The sequence below is a fragment of the Streptomyces sp. NPDC088733 genome, assembly GCF_044751185.1.
In the GTDB taxonomy this organism is placed as follows: Bacteria; Actinomycetota; Actinomycetes; order Streptomycetales; family Streptomycetaceae; genus Actinacidiphila.
Window position 1 is genome coordinate 23258 of sequence record NZ_JBIVLH010000026.1, and the last position, 17685, is coordinate 40942.

The 17685-nt window shown below is 74.5% G+C and carries 15 protein-coding genes; 12 read left to right on the forward strand and 3 right to left on the reverse strand.

All coding sequences use genetic code 11. From position 1 onward, the window contains the following. Positions 1–101: 101 nt before the first annotated feature. The gene (locus ACIP64_RS33700) at positions 102–929 is read right to left on the reverse strand and encodes an isocitrate lyase/phosphoenolpyruvate mutase family protein (protein ID WP_401594386.1); all 828 of its coding nucleotides are present in this window, start codon (positions 927–929) and stop codon (positions 102–104) included. A gap of 121 nt (positions 930–1050) precedes the next feature. On the opposite strand from ACIP64_RS33700, the gene ACIP64_RS33705 reads away from it, so the two are divergent. From ACIP64_RS33705 to ACIP64_RS33750, 10 genes are all read left to right on the forward strand, one after another. After that, complete coding sequence (locus ACIP64_RS33705) at positions 1051–2550, forward strand: AlkA N-terminal domain-containing protein (protein ID WP_401594389.1); 1500 nt, start codon at positions 1051–1053, stop codon at positions 2548–2550. Between the two features lie 9 nt (positions 2551–2559). After that, positions 2560–3060: a methylated-DNA--[protein]-cysteine S-methyltransferase gene (locus ACIP64_RS33710; protein WP_401594391.1), complete on the forward strand. Its 501-nt coding sequence runs from the start codon at positions 2560–2562 to the stop codon at positions 3058–3060. Positions 3061–3074: 14 nt separating this feature from the next. Then, positions 3075–4604 carry a helix-turn-helix domain-containing protein gene (locus ACIP64_RS33715; protein WP_401594394.1) on the forward strand — a complete coding sequence of 510 codons (1530 nt, stop codon included), beginning with the start codon at positions 3075–3077 and terminating at the stop codon, positions 4602–4604. 164 nt (positions 4605–4768) lie between these two features. After that, complete coding sequence (locus tag ACIP64_RS33720; protein WP_401594396.1) at positions 4769–5017, forward strand: hypothetical protein; 249 nt, start codon at positions 4769–4771, stop codon at positions 5015–5017. A 229-nt stretch (positions 5018–5246) separates the two neighbouring features. Beyond that, the gene (locus ACIP64_RS33725) at positions 5247–6269 is read left to right on the forward strand and encodes a hypothetical protein (protein ID WP_401594398.1); all 1023 of its coding nucleotides are present in this window, start codon (positions 5247–5249) and stop codon (positions 6267–6269) included. Between the two features lie 79 nt (positions 6270–6348). Then, on the forward strand, positions 6349–8205 hold the full coding sequence (locus ACIP64_RS33730) for an HSP90 family protein (RefSeq protein WP_401594400.1): 1857 nt from the start codon (positions 6349–6351) through the stop codon (positions 8203–8205). After that, positions 8205–11123, forward strand: coding sequence for a hypothetical protein (locus tag ACIP64_RS33735; RefSeq protein WP_401594402.1), 2919 nt, complete (start codon positions 8205–8207; stop codon positions 11121–11123). The genes ACIP64_RS33730 and ACIP64_RS33735 overlap by 1 nt, the downstream gene beginning before the upstream one ends. 226 nt (positions 11124–11349) lie before the next feature. Beyond that, positions 11350–11730 (forward strand): YciI family protein, encoded by a 381-nt coding sequence (locus ACIP64_RS33740; protein WP_401594404.1) that lies wholly within the window; start codon positions 11350–11352, stop codon positions 11728–11730. A gap of 8 nt (positions 11731–11738) precedes the next feature. Continuing rightward, positions 11739–12959 (forward strand): RNA polymerase sigma factor, encoded by a 1221-nt coding sequence (locus ACIP64_RS33745; RefSeq protein ID WP_401594407.1) that lies wholly within the window; start codon positions 11739–11741, stop codon positions 12957–12959. 58 nt (positions 12960–13017) lie between these two features. After that, positions 13018–13530 (forward strand): hypothetical protein, encoded by a 513-nt coding sequence (locus tag ACIP64_RS33750; RefSeq protein WP_401594598.1) that lies wholly within the window; start codon positions 13018–13020, stop codon positions 13528–13530. 51 nt (positions 13531–13581) lie between these two features. Here the strand turns inward: ACIP64_RS33750 and ACIP64_RS33755 are convergent, their stop codons facing one another. Then, positions 13582–13980: a RidA family protein gene (locus ACIP64_RS33755; RefSeq protein ID WP_401594409.1), complete on the reverse strand. Its 399-nt coding sequence runs from the start codon at positions 13978–13980 to the stop codon at positions 13582–13584. After that, complete coding sequence (locus ACIP64_RS33760) at positions 13977–15086, reverse strand: acyl-CoA dehydrogenase family protein (protein WP_401594411.1); 1110 nt, start codon at positions 15084–15086, stop codon at positions 13977–13979. Before ACIP64_RS33760 ends, ACIP64_RS33755 begins: the two co-directional genes overlap by 4 nt. A gap of 95 nt (positions 15087–15181) precedes the next feature. Here ACIP64_RS33760 and ACIP64_RS33765 point away from each other — a divergent pair, with 95 nt between their 5' ends. Next, a complete protein-coding gene (locus tag ACIP64_RS33765; protein ID WP_401594414.1) occupies positions 15182–16792 on the forward strand; it encodes an AMP-binding protein in 1611 nt (536 codons plus the stop codon). Between the two features lie 4 nt (positions 16793–16796). After that, a complete protein-coding gene (locus ACIP64_RS33770) occupies positions 16797–17609 on the forward strand; it encodes a PaaX family transcriptional regulator C-terminal domain-containing protein (RefSeq protein ID WP_401594416.1) in 813 nt (270 codons plus the stop codon). The last annotated feature ends 76 nt before the right edge of the window (positions 17610–17685 follow it).

Genomic DNA, 17685 nt, shown 5'->3' on the forward strand with positions numbered 1-17685 from the left:
ACGCGGCGTCCGCCCGGTGCGCGCACTCACTCCCGGTCGCTGATCAGGCACTTCGTGACCGCACGCGGCCCACCGGGCCCGGGGCCCGGCCGTACCTCCGCTCAGCCCTCCGGGAGCATCAGGGCGTTGAGCTCGCCCCAGGGGATGCCGCCCGCGAGGCCGGCGTAGGTGCCCGTCGTCAGCAGCTCGCGGGCCGCCCGGTCGACGAGCGCGTAGGCGGCCTCCGCGACCGCGCTGCCCAGGCTCACCCGGGCGGCACCGGCAGCGGCGAGGTCCGCGACAGGGGGCGCGCCCGGGCCGGCGAGGACGCCGAGGGGCGCGTCGATACCCGCCGCGAGCTCGGCGACGAGCGCCGGGTCGGTGACGCCGGGGACGAAGATCCCGTCGGCGCCGGCGGCCAGGTAGGCGGCGGCCCTCTCCAGCGTCTCGGCGATGTCGCCGGGCCCGCGCAGAAAGGTGTCGGTGCGCGCGTGGACGAAGAGCGGCACCCCGGCCTCGTCGGCGGCGCCGCGCGCGGCGGCGATGCGGGCGGCCTGGTCGGCCGGGTCGCGCAGCGGCCGCGGGCCGCCGTCGTACGAGTCCTCGATGTTGACGCCGACGGCGCCCGCCGCGAGGACCGCGCGCACCGTGCCGGCGACGCCCTCGGGGTCGGCCGCGTAGCCGCCCTCGATGTCCGCGCTCACGGGGACCGCGACGGCCGCCGCGACCCGGGCGGTGAGGGCCAGCGCGAGGGACGGCTCGACATGGTCGCCGTCGGCGGTGCCGAGCGTCCAGGAGACGCCGGAGCTAGTGGTGGCGACGGCGGCGGCGCCCGCGCGCTCGGCGACGCGGGCGCTCGCGGCGTCCCACGCGTTGGCCAGCAGCAGGGGGCGGCCCGGGACATGGAGCGAGCGGAACAGTTCGGCCTTGGCCTTGAGTTCGGGATTCACGCAGGGCAGTCCATCAGGCGCGCGGGGTGCCCGTCCGGCGGATTTCCGACATGGACGTCCCGCCCCCTCGATGTCGGAATCTCGCTAGCCTTCGGCCCCGGGCGCACGGATGCTGGGTGATGTGCATGAGGACTTCGAGCGCTGTGTGCGCGCCGTGCAGTCGAAGGACTCCCGTTTCGACGGGTGGTTCTTCACCGCGGTGCTGACCACCGGTATCTACTGCCGTCCCGGCTGCCCGGTGCACCCGCCGAAGCCGGAGAACATGACCTTCTACCCCAGCGCCGCCGCCGCGCAGCAGGCCGGGTTCCGGGCCTGCAAGCGGTGCCGCCCGGACGCCAGTCCCGGCTCGCCGCAGTGGAACGAGCGGGCCGACCTGGTCGCCCGCGCGATGCGGCTGATCGCCGACGGGGTCGTGGACCGCGACGGCGTCCCGGGCCTCGCGGGCCGGCTGGGCTACAGCACCCGCCAGGTGGAACGGCAGCTGCTCGCCGAGCTCGGCGCGGGGCCGCTGGCACTGGCCCGGGCGCAGCGGGCGCAGACCGCCCGGCTGCTCATCGAGACCTCGGCGCTGCCGATGGGCGACGTCGCCTTCGCCGCCGGCTTCTCCAGCATCCGCACCTTCAACGACACCGTGCGCGAGGTCTTCGCCCTCACGCCGACCGAGCTGCGCGCACGGGCGGCCGGGCGCGGCCGCGGCCGGGGGTCCGGCCCGCCGTCCGACGTATCGGGAACGCTGTCGCTGCGCCTGCCCTACCGCACCCCGCTCACCCCGGGCAATCTCTTCGGGCACCTGGCCGCGACCGCGGTGCCCGGGGTGGAGGAGTGGCGGGACGGCGCGTACCGGCGCACGCTGCGCCTGCCGTACGGGCACGGGATCGTGGCCCTGCGGCCGGAGGCCGGCCACATCGGGTGCCGGCTGTCGCTCACCGACTGGCGCGACCTGTCGCACGCCATCAGCCGCTGCCGGTGGCTGCTGGACCTGGACGCCGACCCCGTCGCGGTCGACGGGCTGCTCCGCGAGGACCCGCTGCTCGCCCCCCATGTCGACGGGAGCCCGGGCCGCCGGGTGCCGCGCACGGTGGACGGCGCGGAGTTCGCGGTGCGCGTGGTCCTCGGGCAGCAGGTGTCCACGGCCGCCGCGCACACCCTGGCCGGGCGCCTGGTGACGGCGCACGGCGAGCCGGTGGCCGACCCCGGCGGCGGCCTCACCCACCTCTTCCCGTCGCCCTGGGAGCTGGCCTCGCTGGACCCCGAGCAGCTGGCCATGCCGCGGGCACGACGGACCGCGCTGACCGGCCTGGTGGACGCGCTCACCGGCGGCGGGCTCGACCTGGACGTCGGCAGCGACTGGGACAAGGCACGCGCACAGCTGGCCGCCCTCCCGGGCTTTGGCCCATGGTCGGTCGAGGCCGTCGCGATGCGCGCGCTCGGCGACCCCGACGCCTTCCTCCCCACCGATTTGGGTGTACGGCTCGCGGCGGATTCCCTGGGACTTCCGACAACCCCCGCCGCCCTGGTCCGGCGCTCCGCCGCATGGCGGCCCTGGCGGGCCTATGCCGTGCAGTACCTGTGGGCCACCGGTGACCACCCAATCAACTTCCTTCCCGACGACGAGAACTGAGCAAGCGTCATGTCCCTTTGCACACACGCCCTGACCGACAGCCCGGTCGGACCGCTGACCCTGGTCGCGACCGACGGCGTCCTGTCCGGTCTCTACATGACCGAGCACCGGCACCAGCCGCCGGCCGAGACCTTCGGCGAGCGCCGCGACCCCGCGGAGGCCCCTTTCGCACCGGTGACCGAGCAACTGGAGGCCTACTTCGCGGGCGAGTTGACCGACTTCGACCTGCCCCTGGCGATGCGCGGCACCCCGTTCCAGCAGCGCGTCTGGGCGGCCCTGCGGGAGATCCCGTACGGCAGCGTCATGACGTACGGCACACTCGCCGCCGAGCTGGGCAACCCCGGCTCCTCTCGCGCCGTGGGACTCGCCAACGGGCGGAACCCGATCAGCATCGTCGTGCCCTGCCACCGGGTCATCGGCGCCTCCGGAAGCCTGACCGGTTACGGGGGCGGACTGGGCCGCAAGAGGTACCTACTGGACCTGGAACGCGGGTTGCCATCTCATATGTGAGATACCCTCGCCCCATGGGAGACGACTACCTCGCACGTATCGGCAAACTCATCCGTGACGCCCGCCAGCACCGGGGCTGGACACAATCGCAGCTGGCGGAGGCGCTCGGCACCAGCCAGAGCGCGGTGAACCGTATTGAACGCGGAAACCAGAACATCAGCCTTGAGATGATCGCCCGAATCGGTGAAGCGCTCGACAGCGAGATCGTCTCCCTCGGGTACGCGGGCCCGATGCACCTGCGCGTCGTCGGCGGGCGCCGGCTGTCCGGCGCCATCGACGTCAAGACGAGCAAGAACGCGTGCGTGGCACTGCTGTGCGCCACGCTGCTGAACTCCGGGCGGACCACTCTGCGCCGCGTCGCGCGGATCGAGGAGGTCTACCGCATCCTGGAGGTGCTGAACAGCATCGGGGTGCGCACCCGCTGGATCAACGACGGCAACGACCTGGAGATCGTCCCCCCGGCCGCGCTGGAGCTGGACTCCATGGACATGGAGGCCGCGCGGCGCACCCGCAGCGTCATCATGTTCCTCGGCCCCCTGATGCACCGCACCGACCTCTTCCGCATCCCGTACGCGGGCGGCTGCGACCTCGGCACCCGCACCGTGCAGCCGCACATGACGGCCCTGCGCCACTTCGGCCTGGACGTCACCGCCACCAGCGGCATGTACCACGCGCGGGTCACCCCCGCGGTGACCCCCGGACGGCCCATCGTGCTGACCGAGCGCGGCGACACCGTCACCGAGAACGCGCTGCTGGCCGCCGCGCGGCACAACGGCGTCACCGTCATCCGCAACGCCAGCTCCAACTACATGGTCCAGGACCTGTGCTTCTACCTGGAGGAGCTGGGGGTGCGGGTCGACGGCATCGGCACCACCACACTGACCGTGCACGGCGTCGCCCACATCGACCGGGACGTCGACTACGCGCCCTCGGAGGACCCGGTCGAGGCGATGAGCCTGCTCGCCGCGGCCGTGGTCACCGAGTCCGAGCTCACGATCCGCCGCGTGCCGGTGGAGTTCCTGGAGATCGAGCTCGCCGTCCTGGAGGAGATGGGCCTGGACCACGAGCGTACGGCCGAGTACAAGGCCGACAACGGCCGCACCCGGCTGATCGACCTCACGGTGCGCCCCTCCAAGCTGCGCTCCCCCATCGACAAGATCCACCCGATGCCCTTCCCGGGCCTCAACATCGACAACGTGCCCTTCTTCGCGGCGATCGCCGCGACCGCGCAGGGCTCGACCCTCATCCACGACTGGGTCTACGACAACCGCGCCATCTACCTCACCGAGCTGACCCGCCTCGGCGCCAACGTCAAGCTCCTGGACCCGCACCGCGTCCTCGTCGAGGGCCCGACCCGCTGGCGCAGCGCCGAGATGATGTGCCCGCCCGCGCTGCGGCCCGCCGTGGTCACGCTGCTGGCGATGCTCGCGGCCGAGGGCACGTCGGTCCTGCGGAACGTGTACGTCATCAACCGCGGCTACGAGGAACTGGCGGAGCGGCTCAACTCGATCGGCGCGCAGATCGAGACGTTCCGCGACATCTGACGGACCCATGCCGCCGCCCCCTGTCCGACCCGCTGTGAGCGGGGCGTGGCGGGGGGCGGCGGCATCTCCGTGGTGCGCGGAACGACCTTGTCGTCGTCCGGCTCGGCAGTGATGCTGGGCCCGTGCCGGGACAGCGGAAGAGGAAACGGAAACAGCGGGACGAGATGCGGCGTACCGCCGCTCGCGATGCTCTGGGCGCGGGCCACTGGGAAGTGGTCTTCGAGACCCAGGACGAGTCGGAATGGCACGACTTCCGCCGTGCGCTGCGGGCCGGGGAGCAGCGGTTCGACAGCGATGCGGTGATACGGATCGACCAGTTCTGCGGGCGCTTGGTGTACCCGACCACCTACCGGATGCGCCTGTTCGTGCCGGATCCGGCGGGTGATCCTGTCCGCGACCCCCTTGATCAGTGACTTCGCGATGGGTCCGGTGAGTTGACGGATCCGGTGCGGGATCGGATCGCTCCGGACGCGGGTGGACGCCCGCATCAGGGCGCTCACGCCGTGACGCGGCGCGGCAGCGCACGGCCTCGTGCCGGAAGGGCCGGAACCCCTTGGCCCTCTGTCCGGCCGTCGTGATAGGCATGCTGCGGTCACCGGATCATGGCCCAGGGGGAAAGGCCAGGCCAGGAGGGGGTTCTTCATGAGATCGGTCCGTCAGCAACCCGCCACGGGAACGGTGGAGGGGATTCCGGAACGCACGTCCGCGTTCTCGTTGAAGCGGTGGGGGCCGCGCCCGCAGGCCCGGCTGGACCCGGCCCACGGGAACCCGGGGCTCGGGCGGCTGCTCGCGTCCGCCGCCGCGGCCGACTGGCCCGCGATGCGGGAGCAGTTGTCGGCCGTCACGGACGACTGGGAGCGCAGCTGGCTGCTGCGGGCGGCGAGCGACGTCGCCGGCTACGAGCAGTGGATGCCGAAGGTCGTCGAGGCCGAGGGGGACTCGGGACTGGCCCTGCTGGTGGCGGGGGCCCGCGCCGTGCAGTGGGCCTGGGACGCCCGCACGGGGGCGAGCGCCTCGCACGTCTCCCGCGAGCAGTTCCGCATCTTCCACGAACGCCTGGAGATCGCGGAGGAGCTGCTCTACCGGGCGGCCGAACGCGAACCCGGCTGGGCCTCGCCCTGGTACTTCCTCCAGATGTGCGGGCGGGGGCTGGAGGTCGGCCAGGACGTCGCGCGGCGGCGCTTCGAGGCCTCCGTACGCCGGGACCCCGGCCATCTGGGGGCGCACCAGCAGCAATTGCAGCAGGTGTGCGCCAAGTGGGGCGGCTCGCACGAGGAGATGCACGCCTTCGCCCGGCAGTCCATGGAGAGCGGTCCGGAGGGCGGTCCCCTCGGCATGCTCGTGGCCGTCGCGCACCTGGAGCACTGGGTGCACCTCGACAGCGGTCCCGACGGCACCTACATCACCCAGGACCGCGTGCGCCGGGAGCTCCACGAGGCCGCCGACCGGTCGGTCCGCCACCCCGGCTTCGCCGGCCGGATCGAGGCGCCCGAGTGCTGGAACGCCTTCGCCATGGCGTTCGCCCTGAACGGGGACAAGCAGGCGGCCGCCGCGGCCTTCGCCGCGACGGGCGGCCTCGTCACCCGCTTCCCGTGGCAGTACCTCAACGGGGCAGACCCGCGGGCGCCCTACCGCGCCCTGCGCTCCGGCGCCGGACGCCGCTGATCCCCGCCACCGCACTCCGCCCACCGCGCCGTGCCGGGCGGCAGACGTCGTCCGCGCGCCGATCCAGAAGGCCATCCAGGTGTCCCAGTCCCACGTTCCGTCCCAGACGGCCCACACGTTCCAGGTCGACCTTCGCGGCCTGGTCGACCTGCTGTCCCACCACCTCTACTCCAGCCCCCGCGTCTACCTGCGCGAACTGCTGCAGAACGCCGTCGACGCGATCACCGCGCGGCAGGCGCTCCAGCCCGGCGCCCCGGCCCGGATCACCGTGCGGACGGGCGACTCGCTGACCGTCACCGACACCGGTGTCGGCCTGAGCGAGACCGACGTGCACACCTTCCTCGCCACGATCGGGCGCAGCTCCAAGCGCGCCGCCGACGGCGAACTGGAGGCCGCCCGCGGCGACTTCATCGGGCAGTTCGGCATCGGCCTGCTCGCCTGCTTCGTCGTGGCCGACGAGATCACCGTGCTCAGCCGCCACGCCGCCACCCCCGGCGCCCCGGCCGTCGAATGGCGCGGTCGCTCCGACGGCAGCTACACCATCCGCACCCTGCCCGCCGACGCGATGCCCGAGCCCGGCACCCGCGTGACGCTGACGCCCCGCGCGGACGGCACCGAGTGGACGCAGCCGGACCGGGTGACCTCGCTCGCCCGGCACTACGGCAGCATGCTCCGGCACGAGGTCACCGTGGTCGACCCGCGCGGGGGGACCACCCGGGTCAACGACACCCCGCCCTGGGAGCGCCGCCACGGCTCGCCGCTGGCCCGCACCGAGGCGCTGGCCGAGCACTGCCGCACCACCTTCGGCTTCACGCCGCTGGACACCATCGACCTCGACCTGCCCGTCGCCGGGCTGCGCGGTGTCGCGTACGTCCTGCCCACCGCCGTCAACCCGTCGGAGCGCGCCGGGCACCGGGTGCACCTCAAGGGCATGCTCCTGTCGGACCAGGCGTCCGAACTCCTGCCGGAGTGGGCCTTCTTCGTCCGCTGCGTGGTGGACGTCACCAGCCTGCGCCCGACGGCGTCCCGCGAGTCCCTGTACGAGGACGAGACGCTGGCCGCGGTCCGCGACGCGCTGGGCGCGCGCATCCGCGACTGGCTGACCGGGCTCGCCGCCAGCGACCCGGCGCTGCTCGCCCGCTTCATCGACAGCCACCACCTCGCGGTCAAGGCGCTCGCCCGCTACGACGACGACCTGCTGCGGATGCTGCTGCCCTGGCTGCCCTTCGAGACGACCGACGGCAACGTCACGCTGGAGGAGTTCGCGCGCACCCACCCGACGGTGCTGGTCACCCGCAGCGTCGACGAGTTCCGGCAGGTGGCGCCCATCGCGGCGGCGGCCGGCCTCGGCGTGGTCAACGGCGGTTACACCTACGACCGGGACCTGGTGCACCGGCTGCCGGAGATCCGTCCCGGCACCGCCGTCACCGACCTGGACCCCGCGACGGTGACCGCCCATCTCGACCCCGTCGACACCGCGGCCGAACTCGCCGCCGCGGCCTTCCTCGCGGTCGCCCGCGAGGTCGTCGGGACGTACGACTGCGACGTGGTGCTGCGGGCCTTCCAGCCCGTCACCGCGCCCGCGCTGCTCCTGGACAACCGCGAGGCACGCCACGAACGCACCCGGGCCGGACTCGCCGACGCCACCGACGGGCTGTGGGCGGACATCCTGGGCTCGCTCAGGACCGAGGCGCCCCGGGCGCAGCTCGTGCTCAACCACCTCAACCCGCTGGTGCGCCGGGCCGCCACCGTCACCGAACGCGGGCTGGCCGTCACCACCGCCGAGGCCCTGTACGGGCAGGCCCTGCTGCTCACCCGCCGTCCGCTGAAGGCCTCCGAGAGCGCCCTGCTCAACCGGGCGTTCATCGGCCTGCTCACCCACGCCATGCACGACCAGGACACCCCCGCGCCCGGCCCGGACGCCAAGGAGCTGTGATGCTGGAAACCCCCGAGGCCGTGTTCGAGGCCCTGCGCGAGAACAACGAGCGGCCCTACGGACTGCCCCGCACCGTGACCGCCGAGGAACTGGTCGAGGCCGCGGAGCAGTTCGACGACAAGGGCGCCCTCGTCACCGCGCTGCTGGAGCTGATGTCGGCGTACGAGTACGCCGCCGAGCACCGCAAGTCGCCGGTCGTCTTCGCCCGCGTGCTGAAGCTGTGGGACGACGAGCCCGGCTCCTTCAGCGAATGGGAGGCCCGCCAGGTCCTGTGGCGCCACAAGTGGGTGGCGACCTCACTGCTCCAGGTGCCCGAGGTGCCGCTGTCCACGGTCACCGGCTGGATCGACCGGATGCGCGACCGCTACCGCGACGCGGAGCAGGGCCTGCAGCCCGTCGCCGCCATGCGCCACCGGGTCGCCGCCCACACCGGGGCGGACCGCGAGCACGCCTTCGACCTGTGGGCCACCCGGCGGCGCGAGTCCCTGAGCGACTGCGAGGCGTGCGAGACCCGGCACCGTGCCCTGCACCACCTCGTCCCGGGCGACGACGCCCGGGCGCTGGAGACCTGGCGGCCCGTGCTCGACGGCGGCCAGAGCTGCGAGGAGGAGCCCTGGGTCAGCCAGGCACACGCCCTGCTGCCGCTGCTGCGCCTCGGACGCACCGACGAGGCCCGCTCGTACCACCTGTCGGGCTACCGGCGGGCGAGGGGCCGGATCGGCATGGCGGAGGAGGTGGGGCTGCACCTGGAGTTCTGCGCGCTGTCGGGCAACGAGGGCCGCGCCCTGGAGATCCTCGCGGAGAACCGCCCGCTGTTCGAGACCACCGGCGCGCCCCTGTCGCTGCTCGGCTTCCTCACCGGGGTGCAGGTCCTGCTGCGGCGGCTGACCGAGGACGGCCACTCCGCCGTCCCGGTGTCCGGGCCGCTCGGCCGCACCTGGACGGCGCGGACACTGCTCGCCCACGTCGGGACCGAGGCGGACGCGCTGACCGCGGCCTTCGACGACCGCAACGGCACCACCGCGGTGGGCGACCGGCGGCGGGCCCGGCTCGCCGCACGGCCGCTGCTCGCCGAGCCGCTGGAGCTGGGACTGCGCACGGCCGCGGTGCCGTCCACCGCGGACGCTCCCGTCCTCCCGCCGCGTCCGGCGGCGGCGCCGGTGGAGGAGATCCCCGAGGACTTCGCGGAACTCGTGGAGCGGGCCCGCGCGCACGCCGCGCAGGCGCGTCCCGGCGACGAGCGGCTCTGGCAGGCGATCGCCGAGCGCGTCGAGGCCGCGGACCACGCGCACGACCCGCGGCTGGGCCCGGAGGAGGTGCTGCGGGGCGAACTGGCCGAGCAGCGCGCGTTCTCGGCCTCGGACCTGGCCGAGGGCCCGGACCGGCCCGTGATCCGCGAGGCGCTGACCGAGGCCGTGGAGCTGTTCGGCCGCGCCGGCGCCGAATGGCGGGCCCTGGCCGCCCGGGCACGGCGCGCCTCGGTCGGGGTCACGCCCGGGGAGGAGAGCGCCGAGGGCTGGACGGAGCTGGACGCCGTCCTGGCGCGCGCCCGCGAACTGCCGCAGGACGGCTCCGAGGACGACCGGCGGTCGTACTGCGTCGTGCTGCAGTGCCGGGCCTTCCTGGCGTACACCGAGGCCACCGCGGCACTGCCGGACGTCCCCGCGGAGACGGAGTCCCGCTTCCGGGCCGCCGCGCGGGAGGCCGTCGCGGAGGCGGAACGGCTCGGGGTGCCGCAGCGTGCCATCAACGTCCGGCTGTACGTCGGCGACTTCACGGCGCGCTCCGGGGACTTCGACGGCGCGGAGCGGGAGTTGCGTGCCGCGCTGGAGGCCATCGAGAGCGCCGGGACGCCCTGGCGCGCGCAGCGCCCGCACGGGCTGCTCGGCCAGATCCTGATGCAGCAGCACCGCCCCGACGAGGCCGTGGAGCAGCTGCGCAGGGCGCTTGCCTCGGCGGCCGCGCACGGCGACACCGCTTTCCCGGTGGCGCGCACCCACGCGATGCTCGGTCATGCCCTCGCGCACGCCGGCGACCTGGCGGGGGCGGTACGCCACCTGTCCGAGGGCGCCTCCCGGCTGGACCGCGAGAACGATGCCGCCGGTGCCGTCGAGGTGCGGGTGGAGCTCGCCGACGTCCTCGCCCGCGCCGACCGGCAGGCGGACGCGGTGGCCGTGCTGGAGTCCTTGGTCACCGGCGACGTGCCCGCCGACGCCGACGAGCGCGTGCTCGCCCAGGCCCGGCTGAGCCTGGGCCGCGGGCTGCGGGAGCTGGAGGAACACCGCTCCGCCGCCGAGCAGTTCCTGCTCCTGGCCGACCTGGTCGCGCCGTGGGAGGAGCAGTTCACGCACACCCTCGCCGCCGCCGAGGCCGCGGTCGCGCTGCTGGACGCCGGCCGTCCGGACGCGGCCCGGACCGCGTACGACCGGGCCGTCGCCTCGCACGGCAAGGCGCCCCACCCGCCCATGGTCGCCGACATGATGCGGCAGTTCGCCGCGCACACCATGGCGTCCGAGGGTCCGGACGGGATCGACACGGCGCTCGGCTTCCTGCGCGAGGCCGACGAGCTGCTGGCGGCCGTGGACGAGGGCAGCGAGGACGTCGCCCTCTGGTACGAGAAGGGCGCCACGCACTACCAGCGGGGCCGCGCCCTCGCCGCCGCCGAGCGCTTCCCCGAGGCACTCGCCGAGATGGAGCGGGCCGTCACCGCCCATGAGGAGGGCGGGCCGGCCGGAGAGTCGCCGCGCGCCGAGGCGGTCCGCGTCGCGGCGCTCATCGAGGCCAACGGCCTGAAGTCGCCCGCCGCGGCCCTCGCCCGGCTCGGCACCGCCATCGCCCGCTGCGAGGCCGCCGGTCTCGCCCAGGCGGCGCAGGTCCTGTCCAGGCTCCGCGACGAGGTGTCCGCCCCGCGGCGCTGACGCCGCACCCCCGATGCCCCGCCCGTCCCCCGTTCGGCCGACCGGCGGGGCATCGGCGCGCCCGGGACCGGGGAGGAGGGGAGCGCGGGCCGCGGCGGCGCCCCGCGCGGAGAACGCCCGGCGGCGGGTGTCGATCCGGGCCGGGCCCGTTCGTACAGAGGGTGGGACACCGGCACGAGACCGGCGGCCGGCCGTCCCGACCACGCCGACCCGAGGGGAAACAGCCATGAAGCAGTACCTGCTCAGCGTCTACCAGCCGGAGGGCACCCCTCCCCCGCCGGAGGTCCTGGAAGGGATCATGCGCGACCTCGACGCCCTGAACGCCCGTATGCGGGCCGCCGGCGCCTGGGTCTTCTCCGGCGGCCTGAACGCGCCCGGCACGGCGACCGTCGTACGGCTGAAGGAGGGCGAGGTGCTGACGACCGACGGGCCCTTCCTGGAGGGCAAGGAGTACCTCGGCGGCTTCACCATCGTCAACGCGCCCGATCTGGACGCCGCGCTGGCCTGGGGCCGCGACCTCGCCCGCGCGACCACGCTGCCCATCGAGGTGCGGCCGTTCGCCGGAACCCCCGACGGAGCCGCAGGGGCCGACGGGGCCGGGGACTGACGAGCGGCATGCCGGCGCCCTCCGACGAGGTCGAACGCGTCTTCCGCGCGGAGTACGGGCGCGCGGTGGCTGTCCTGGTCCGCCGCTTCGGCGACATCGACATCGCCGAGGAGGCGGTCCAGGACGCGTTCGCGACGGCCCTGCGGCACTGGCCGTCCTCGGGGATGCCGCCGAGCCCGGCGGGATGGATCATCACCACCGCGCGCAACCGCGCCGTCGACCGGCTGCGCCGCGAGGCGACCCGGGAGGACCGGCACGCCGAGGCCGCGCTGCTGCACGACCGCGACGAACCGGCCGAGGAGGGCCCCGTGCGCGACGACCGGCTCCGCCTGGTCTTCACCTGCTGCCACCCCGCCCTGGCCCCCGCCGCGCAGGTCGCCCTCACCTTGCGGCTGCTGGGCGGGCTCACCACAGCGGAGATCGCCCGGGCCTTCCTCGTCCCCGAGCCGACCATGGCGCAGCGCCTGGTACGGGCCAAGGGCAAGATCCGCGACGCCCGCATCCCGTACCGGATCCCCGCCGAGGCCGACCTCCCCGAACGGCTCCGGCCGGTGCTCGCGGTGGTCTACCTGATCTTCAACGAGGGCTACCGGGCGAGCTCCGGCGACGATCTGACGCGTGCCGACCTGTGCGCGGAGGCACTGCGGCTGGGACGGCTGCTCGCCGAGCTCATGCCCGACGAGCCGGAGGTGCTGGGACTGCTGGCGCTGATGCTGCTCACCGAGGCGCGCCGGCCCGCCCGCACCGCCGCCGACGGACGTCTGGTCCCCCTCGGCGAGCAGGACCGCGCCCGCTGGGACCGCGCGCTGGTCGCCGAGGGGCAGGCCCTCGTCCGCCAGTGCCTGCGCCGCGGACAACCGGGCCCGTACCAGATCCAGGCCGCGATCAACGCCGTGCACAGCGACGCCCCGACGGCCGCGGCAACCGACTGGGCGCAGGTCCTGGCCCTGTACGACCAGCTCATGGCGGTCGCCCCCGGCCCGGTCGTCGCGCTCAACCGCGCCGTCGCCGTCGCCGAGGTGGACGGCCCGGCGGCCGCGCTCGCCCTCGTGGACGGCCTGGCGCTCGACGGCTACTCCGTCCTGCACGCCGTCCGCGCCGACCTGCTCCGGCGCCTGGGCCGCGACACCGAGGCCGCGCGGGCGTACGAGACGGCGATCGAACGCACCGGGAACGCCGCCGAGCAGGACTTCCTGCGGCGCAGGCGTGCGGAGATCGACTTGTCGTGAGGCCGTGGACAGCGCCCGGCCGGACCGGCTCCTGGCGTTGTCGGACGAGGTCTGCGCCATGGCCACGACCCCGCCGGCGCTGGACCTCACGCTCCCTCACGGGCTCGGTGATGCCGGCTGCCACCAGGCGTCGAGCCACCTGGCGCCCCGTCTCCGGGCCTGCGTTCTGGGTTTCGCGGTCATCACGGCCGTGCGGCAGGGGCATCGCCGGACCTTCCCGGGCGTACGGGAGATCGACGGCACGGCGCCGCCCGTCAGCCTCCTCGGACAGGCACTGGCCGCACGGATGCCGTTCCCCACGACGCTCCGGGCCGCGTACGCCGACCGGCCGGCGTCCGTCGCGATCCGCTCCGGCACGGTCGCGGCCGCCGTGGGGGCGCAACCGGCCCTTACGGCGGCGGTGCGCGCAGGCGGCCGTGGCTCGGCGGGCCGCCTGCGCCACCGGGCACGACGGCCCGCGACGACCTCGTGGACCTGGCATCCACGGTCCTGGTCTTCGGCCTCGCCGTGCCGCAGGCGTTCCTCCCACCGCCCGGGGCGATGGGGTGGTGGGCGGTCCTGGTGCCGGTGAAGGCGCCCTCGCGCGCCGGGGCAGGCCGCTGCGCCGGCGGCACGACCGTCTCTAGGGCAGCATCGCGAGGCCGTCGAGTTCGACCATGGCCTCCTCGTCCCACAGCCGGGTGATGCCGATGACGGCCATGGCGGGGTACTCCCGGCCCGCCAGGTCCCGCCAGAGGCGGCCGAGTTCGGGCGCGTGCGCCCGGTAGGCGGCGACGTCGGTGGTGTGGACGGTGAGGCGGGCGAGGTCGGCGGGTGTGCCGCCGGCCGCGCGCAGCGCGGTGAGGAGATTGGACAGGGCCCGCTCGAACTGTTCCGGGAGGGTGTCCCCGACGATCTTCCCGGAGGCGTCGAGTGCGGTCTGCCCCGCGAGGAGCACCAGGGTGCGGCCGGTGGCGGTCACGGCGTGGCTGAAGCCGGTGGGCGGCGAGAGTTCGGGCGGGTTGACGCGCTGCAGGGTCATGCGAAGAGCTCCTTGGCGATGATCGACCGCTGGACTTCGGTGGCACCTTCGTAGATCCGCGGTGCGCGGACCTCGCGGTAGAGGTGTTCGAGCAGATGGCCGCGCTCCAGCGCGCGGGCGCCGTGGATCTGGACGGCGGTGTCCACGGCGAACTGGGCGGTCTCGGTGGCGAACAGCTTGGCCATGGCGGAGCTGCGCGCCGTGCCGGGCGAGCCCGCGTCGTACGCCTCGGCGGCCGCGTACACCAGCAGGCGGGCGGCCTCGGTGCGGGTGGCCATCTCGGCGAGGCCGTGGGAGACCGACTGGAGGTCCTTCAGCGGGGCGCCGAAGGCGGTACGCGACGCGGCGTGCGCGGTGGCCGCGTCCAGGGCGGCCTGGGCCATGCCCACGGCGAAGGCCCCGACGCTCGGCCGGAAGCGGTTGAGGGTGGTCATGGCGACGCGGAAGCCGCGGTCCACCTCGCCGATCACGTCCGCCTCGGCGACCGGGACGGCGTCGAAGGACACCCGGCCGATCGGGTGCGGGGAGAGCATGTCGAGCCGTTCCCCCCCGAGTCCGGGGCGGTCGGCGGGCACGGCGAAGGCGGTGACACCACGGGCGCCCGCGCCGGGGGTCGTCCGGGCGAACACGGTGTACAGGTCGGCGTCGGGGGCGTTGGAGATCCAGCACTTCTCACCGGTGAGCCGCCAGCCGCCGCCCGACGGGGCGGGTTCCGCGGCGAGTTCCAGGGCGGCGGCGTCCGAACCGGCACCGGGTTCGGTGAGGGCGAACGCGGCGACCGCCTCCCCGGAGACGACGCGCGGGATCCAGCGTCCGGCCAGGTCCGGTGACCCCAGCAGGGCGTGCGCGCCCAGGCCCTGCAGCGCGAGCGCGGTCTCGGCCTCGGTGCACTCGCGGGCCAGGGACTCCCGCAGCAGGCACAGGTCGAGTGCGGTGCCGGAGAACAGGCGGTCGAGCAGGCCGAGTTCGCCGAGCGCGGTGAGCAGCGGCCGGTTGACACGGCCCGGTTCACCCGCCTCCGCGAGCGGCCGCAGCCGTTCCGCGGCCCATTCGCGCACCTGCGCACACCACTTGAGCTGTTCCGGGTCGAGCGCGAACGATGCCACAGGGCACCTCCCGTATCGCGTACCGTTGACTGCCGTCACAAACACGTTACGCTGAATCCGTCCGCAACCAGGTGCCAACGAGGGGCGAACCCGCCATGGACCTGCTGCCATCCGCACACGTGGACACTTATCCGCGGGAGCACCTCCCGCCGCGTGACCAGTGGCCCGTCCTCTCCCGCGACCTCCCCTCCCTGGCGTATCCGGACCGGCTCAACTGCGGTGCCGAACTGCTCGCCGGGGGCGCGCCCGACGCGCCCTGCCTGCGCATGCCGGGCGGCGAGGTGTGGTCGTACGACGACCTGCGCGCCGCCGCCGACCGCATCGCGCACGTGCTCGTCGACGACCTCGGTGTGGTGCCCGGCAACCGCGTGCTGCTGCGCGGACCGACCACGCCGTGGCTGGTGGCGTGCTGGTTCGCGGTGATGAAGGCCGGGGCCGTCGCGGTCACCGTGCTGGCGGCCCACCGCGCCCAGGAGCTGGCGACGATCTGCGGCATCGCCGCCGTGGGGCACGCGCTGTGCGACATCCGGTCGGTGGACGACCTCGCCAAGGCCGAGGTGCCGGGACTGCGGATCGCCACGTACGGCGGGGAGGCGTCCGACGACCTGCTGCGGTCGGCCGCGGCCAAGCCGGACCGCTTCGAGGCCGTGGCGACGTCCGCGGACGACGTCGCGCTCATCGCCTTCACCTCGGGCACCACCGGCCGGCCCAAGGGCTGCATGCACTTCCACCGCGACGTCCTCGCCATCGCCGACACCTTCTCCGCGCACGTCCTGCGACCGCGCGCCGACGACGTGTTCGCGGGCAGCCCGCCGCTCGGCTTCACCTTCGGGCTCGGCGGCCTCGTCGTCTTCCCGCTGCGCGCCGGGGCGTCGACCCTGCTGCTGGAACAGGCCGGACCCGAGCAGCTGGCCCGGGCCGTCGCCGCCCACCGGGTCAGCGTGCTCTTCACGGCGCCCACCGCCTACCGGTCGATGCTGCAACTCCCCGGCGGGCACGACCTGTCCTCCCTGCGGCGCTGCGTCTCCGCGGGCGAGAACCTGCCGGCGGCGACCTGGCGGGCCTGGCACGAGGCGACCGGGCTGCACATCATCAACGGCATCGGCGCCACCGAGATGCTGCACATCTTCATCTCGGCCGCCGACGACGCCATCCGCCCCGGCACCACCGGCGTCGCCGTGCCGGGCTACGAGGCCCGCGTGGTCGACCCCCTGACGATCACCGAACTGCCGGACGGCGAACCGGGACTGCTCGCCGTGCGCGGCCCGACCGGCTGCCGCTACCTGGCGGACGACCGGCAGCGCGACTACGTGCGCGACGGCTGGAACCTGACCGGCGACACCTATGTGCGCGAACCGGACGGCTACTTCCGCTACGTGGCCCGCGCCGACGACATGATCATCTCGGCCGGGTACAACATCGCGGGCCCCGAGGTCGAGGAGGCCCTGCTGCGCCACCCCGACGTCCGCGAGGCGGCGGTGATCGGCGTCCCCGACGAGAGCCGCGGGCAGGTCGTGCGGGCCTTCGTCGTCCTGCGCGACGGGCTCCCGCGGGACGGGCGCACCGGAACGGCCGAGGCGCTGCGCGCCTTCGTCAAGGAGGAGATCGCGGGCTACAAGTGCCCGCGCGAGATACGGTTCCTCCCGGGCCTGCCGCGCACGCCCACGGGGAAGCTGCAACGCTTCCGCCTCCGCGACCTAGAGTGATCGCGTGACCGAGCACACCCCCAGTTCGCTGATCGTGACCTACTTCGGCGCCTACGGGCGGACCGGGGAGTGGGACGGCCGCATCCCGGTCGCCGAACTGATCCGGCTCATGGGCGCGCTCGACGTCGACCCGCAGTCGGTCCGCTCCGCGGTCTCCCGGCTCAAGCGGCGCGGCCTGCTCGCGCCGGACCGCGTCGACGGGGCCGCCGGGTACACCCTCTCCGACGACGCACGGCAGCTGCTCGCCGACGGCGACCGGCGCATCTACGGCCGCCCGGACGACGAGGCGGCCGGGGAGAGTTGGGTGCTCGCGGTCTTCTCGGTCCCCGAGAGCGAGCGCCACAAGCGCCATCTGCTGCGCTCCCGGCTGGCCCGCCTCGGCTTCGGCACCGCCGCGCCCGGCGTGTGGATCGCCCCCGCCCGCCTGTACGACGAGGCCGGGCACACCCTGCGCCGGCTCGGCCTGGACACGTACGTGGACCTCTTCACGGGCACCCACCTGGGATTCGAGCCGACCGCATCCGCGGTGCGCCGCTGGTGGGACCTGGACGGCATCGCCAAGCTCCACCTCGCCTTCCTCGACGCCCACGAGCCCGTCCTGCGCCGCTGGGCCGCCCGCCGCACCACCCCCGCCCAGGACGCCTTCGCCGACTACCTCCGCGCCCTCGACTCATGGCGCCGGCTGCCCTACGCCGACCCCGGCCTTCCCTCCGCCCTGCTGCCCGGCGACTGGCCCGGCGGCAGGAGCGCCGCGGTCTTCCACGACCTGCACGACCGGCTCCGGGACGCAGGGGCGGCGTTCCTGGCGGTCCGCTGATCGCATGACGTGACCGGCGCCGCGGGTGATCGTGGGAACGGATGCACCGCCTGCCTTCATCGGGCGGCATAACCTG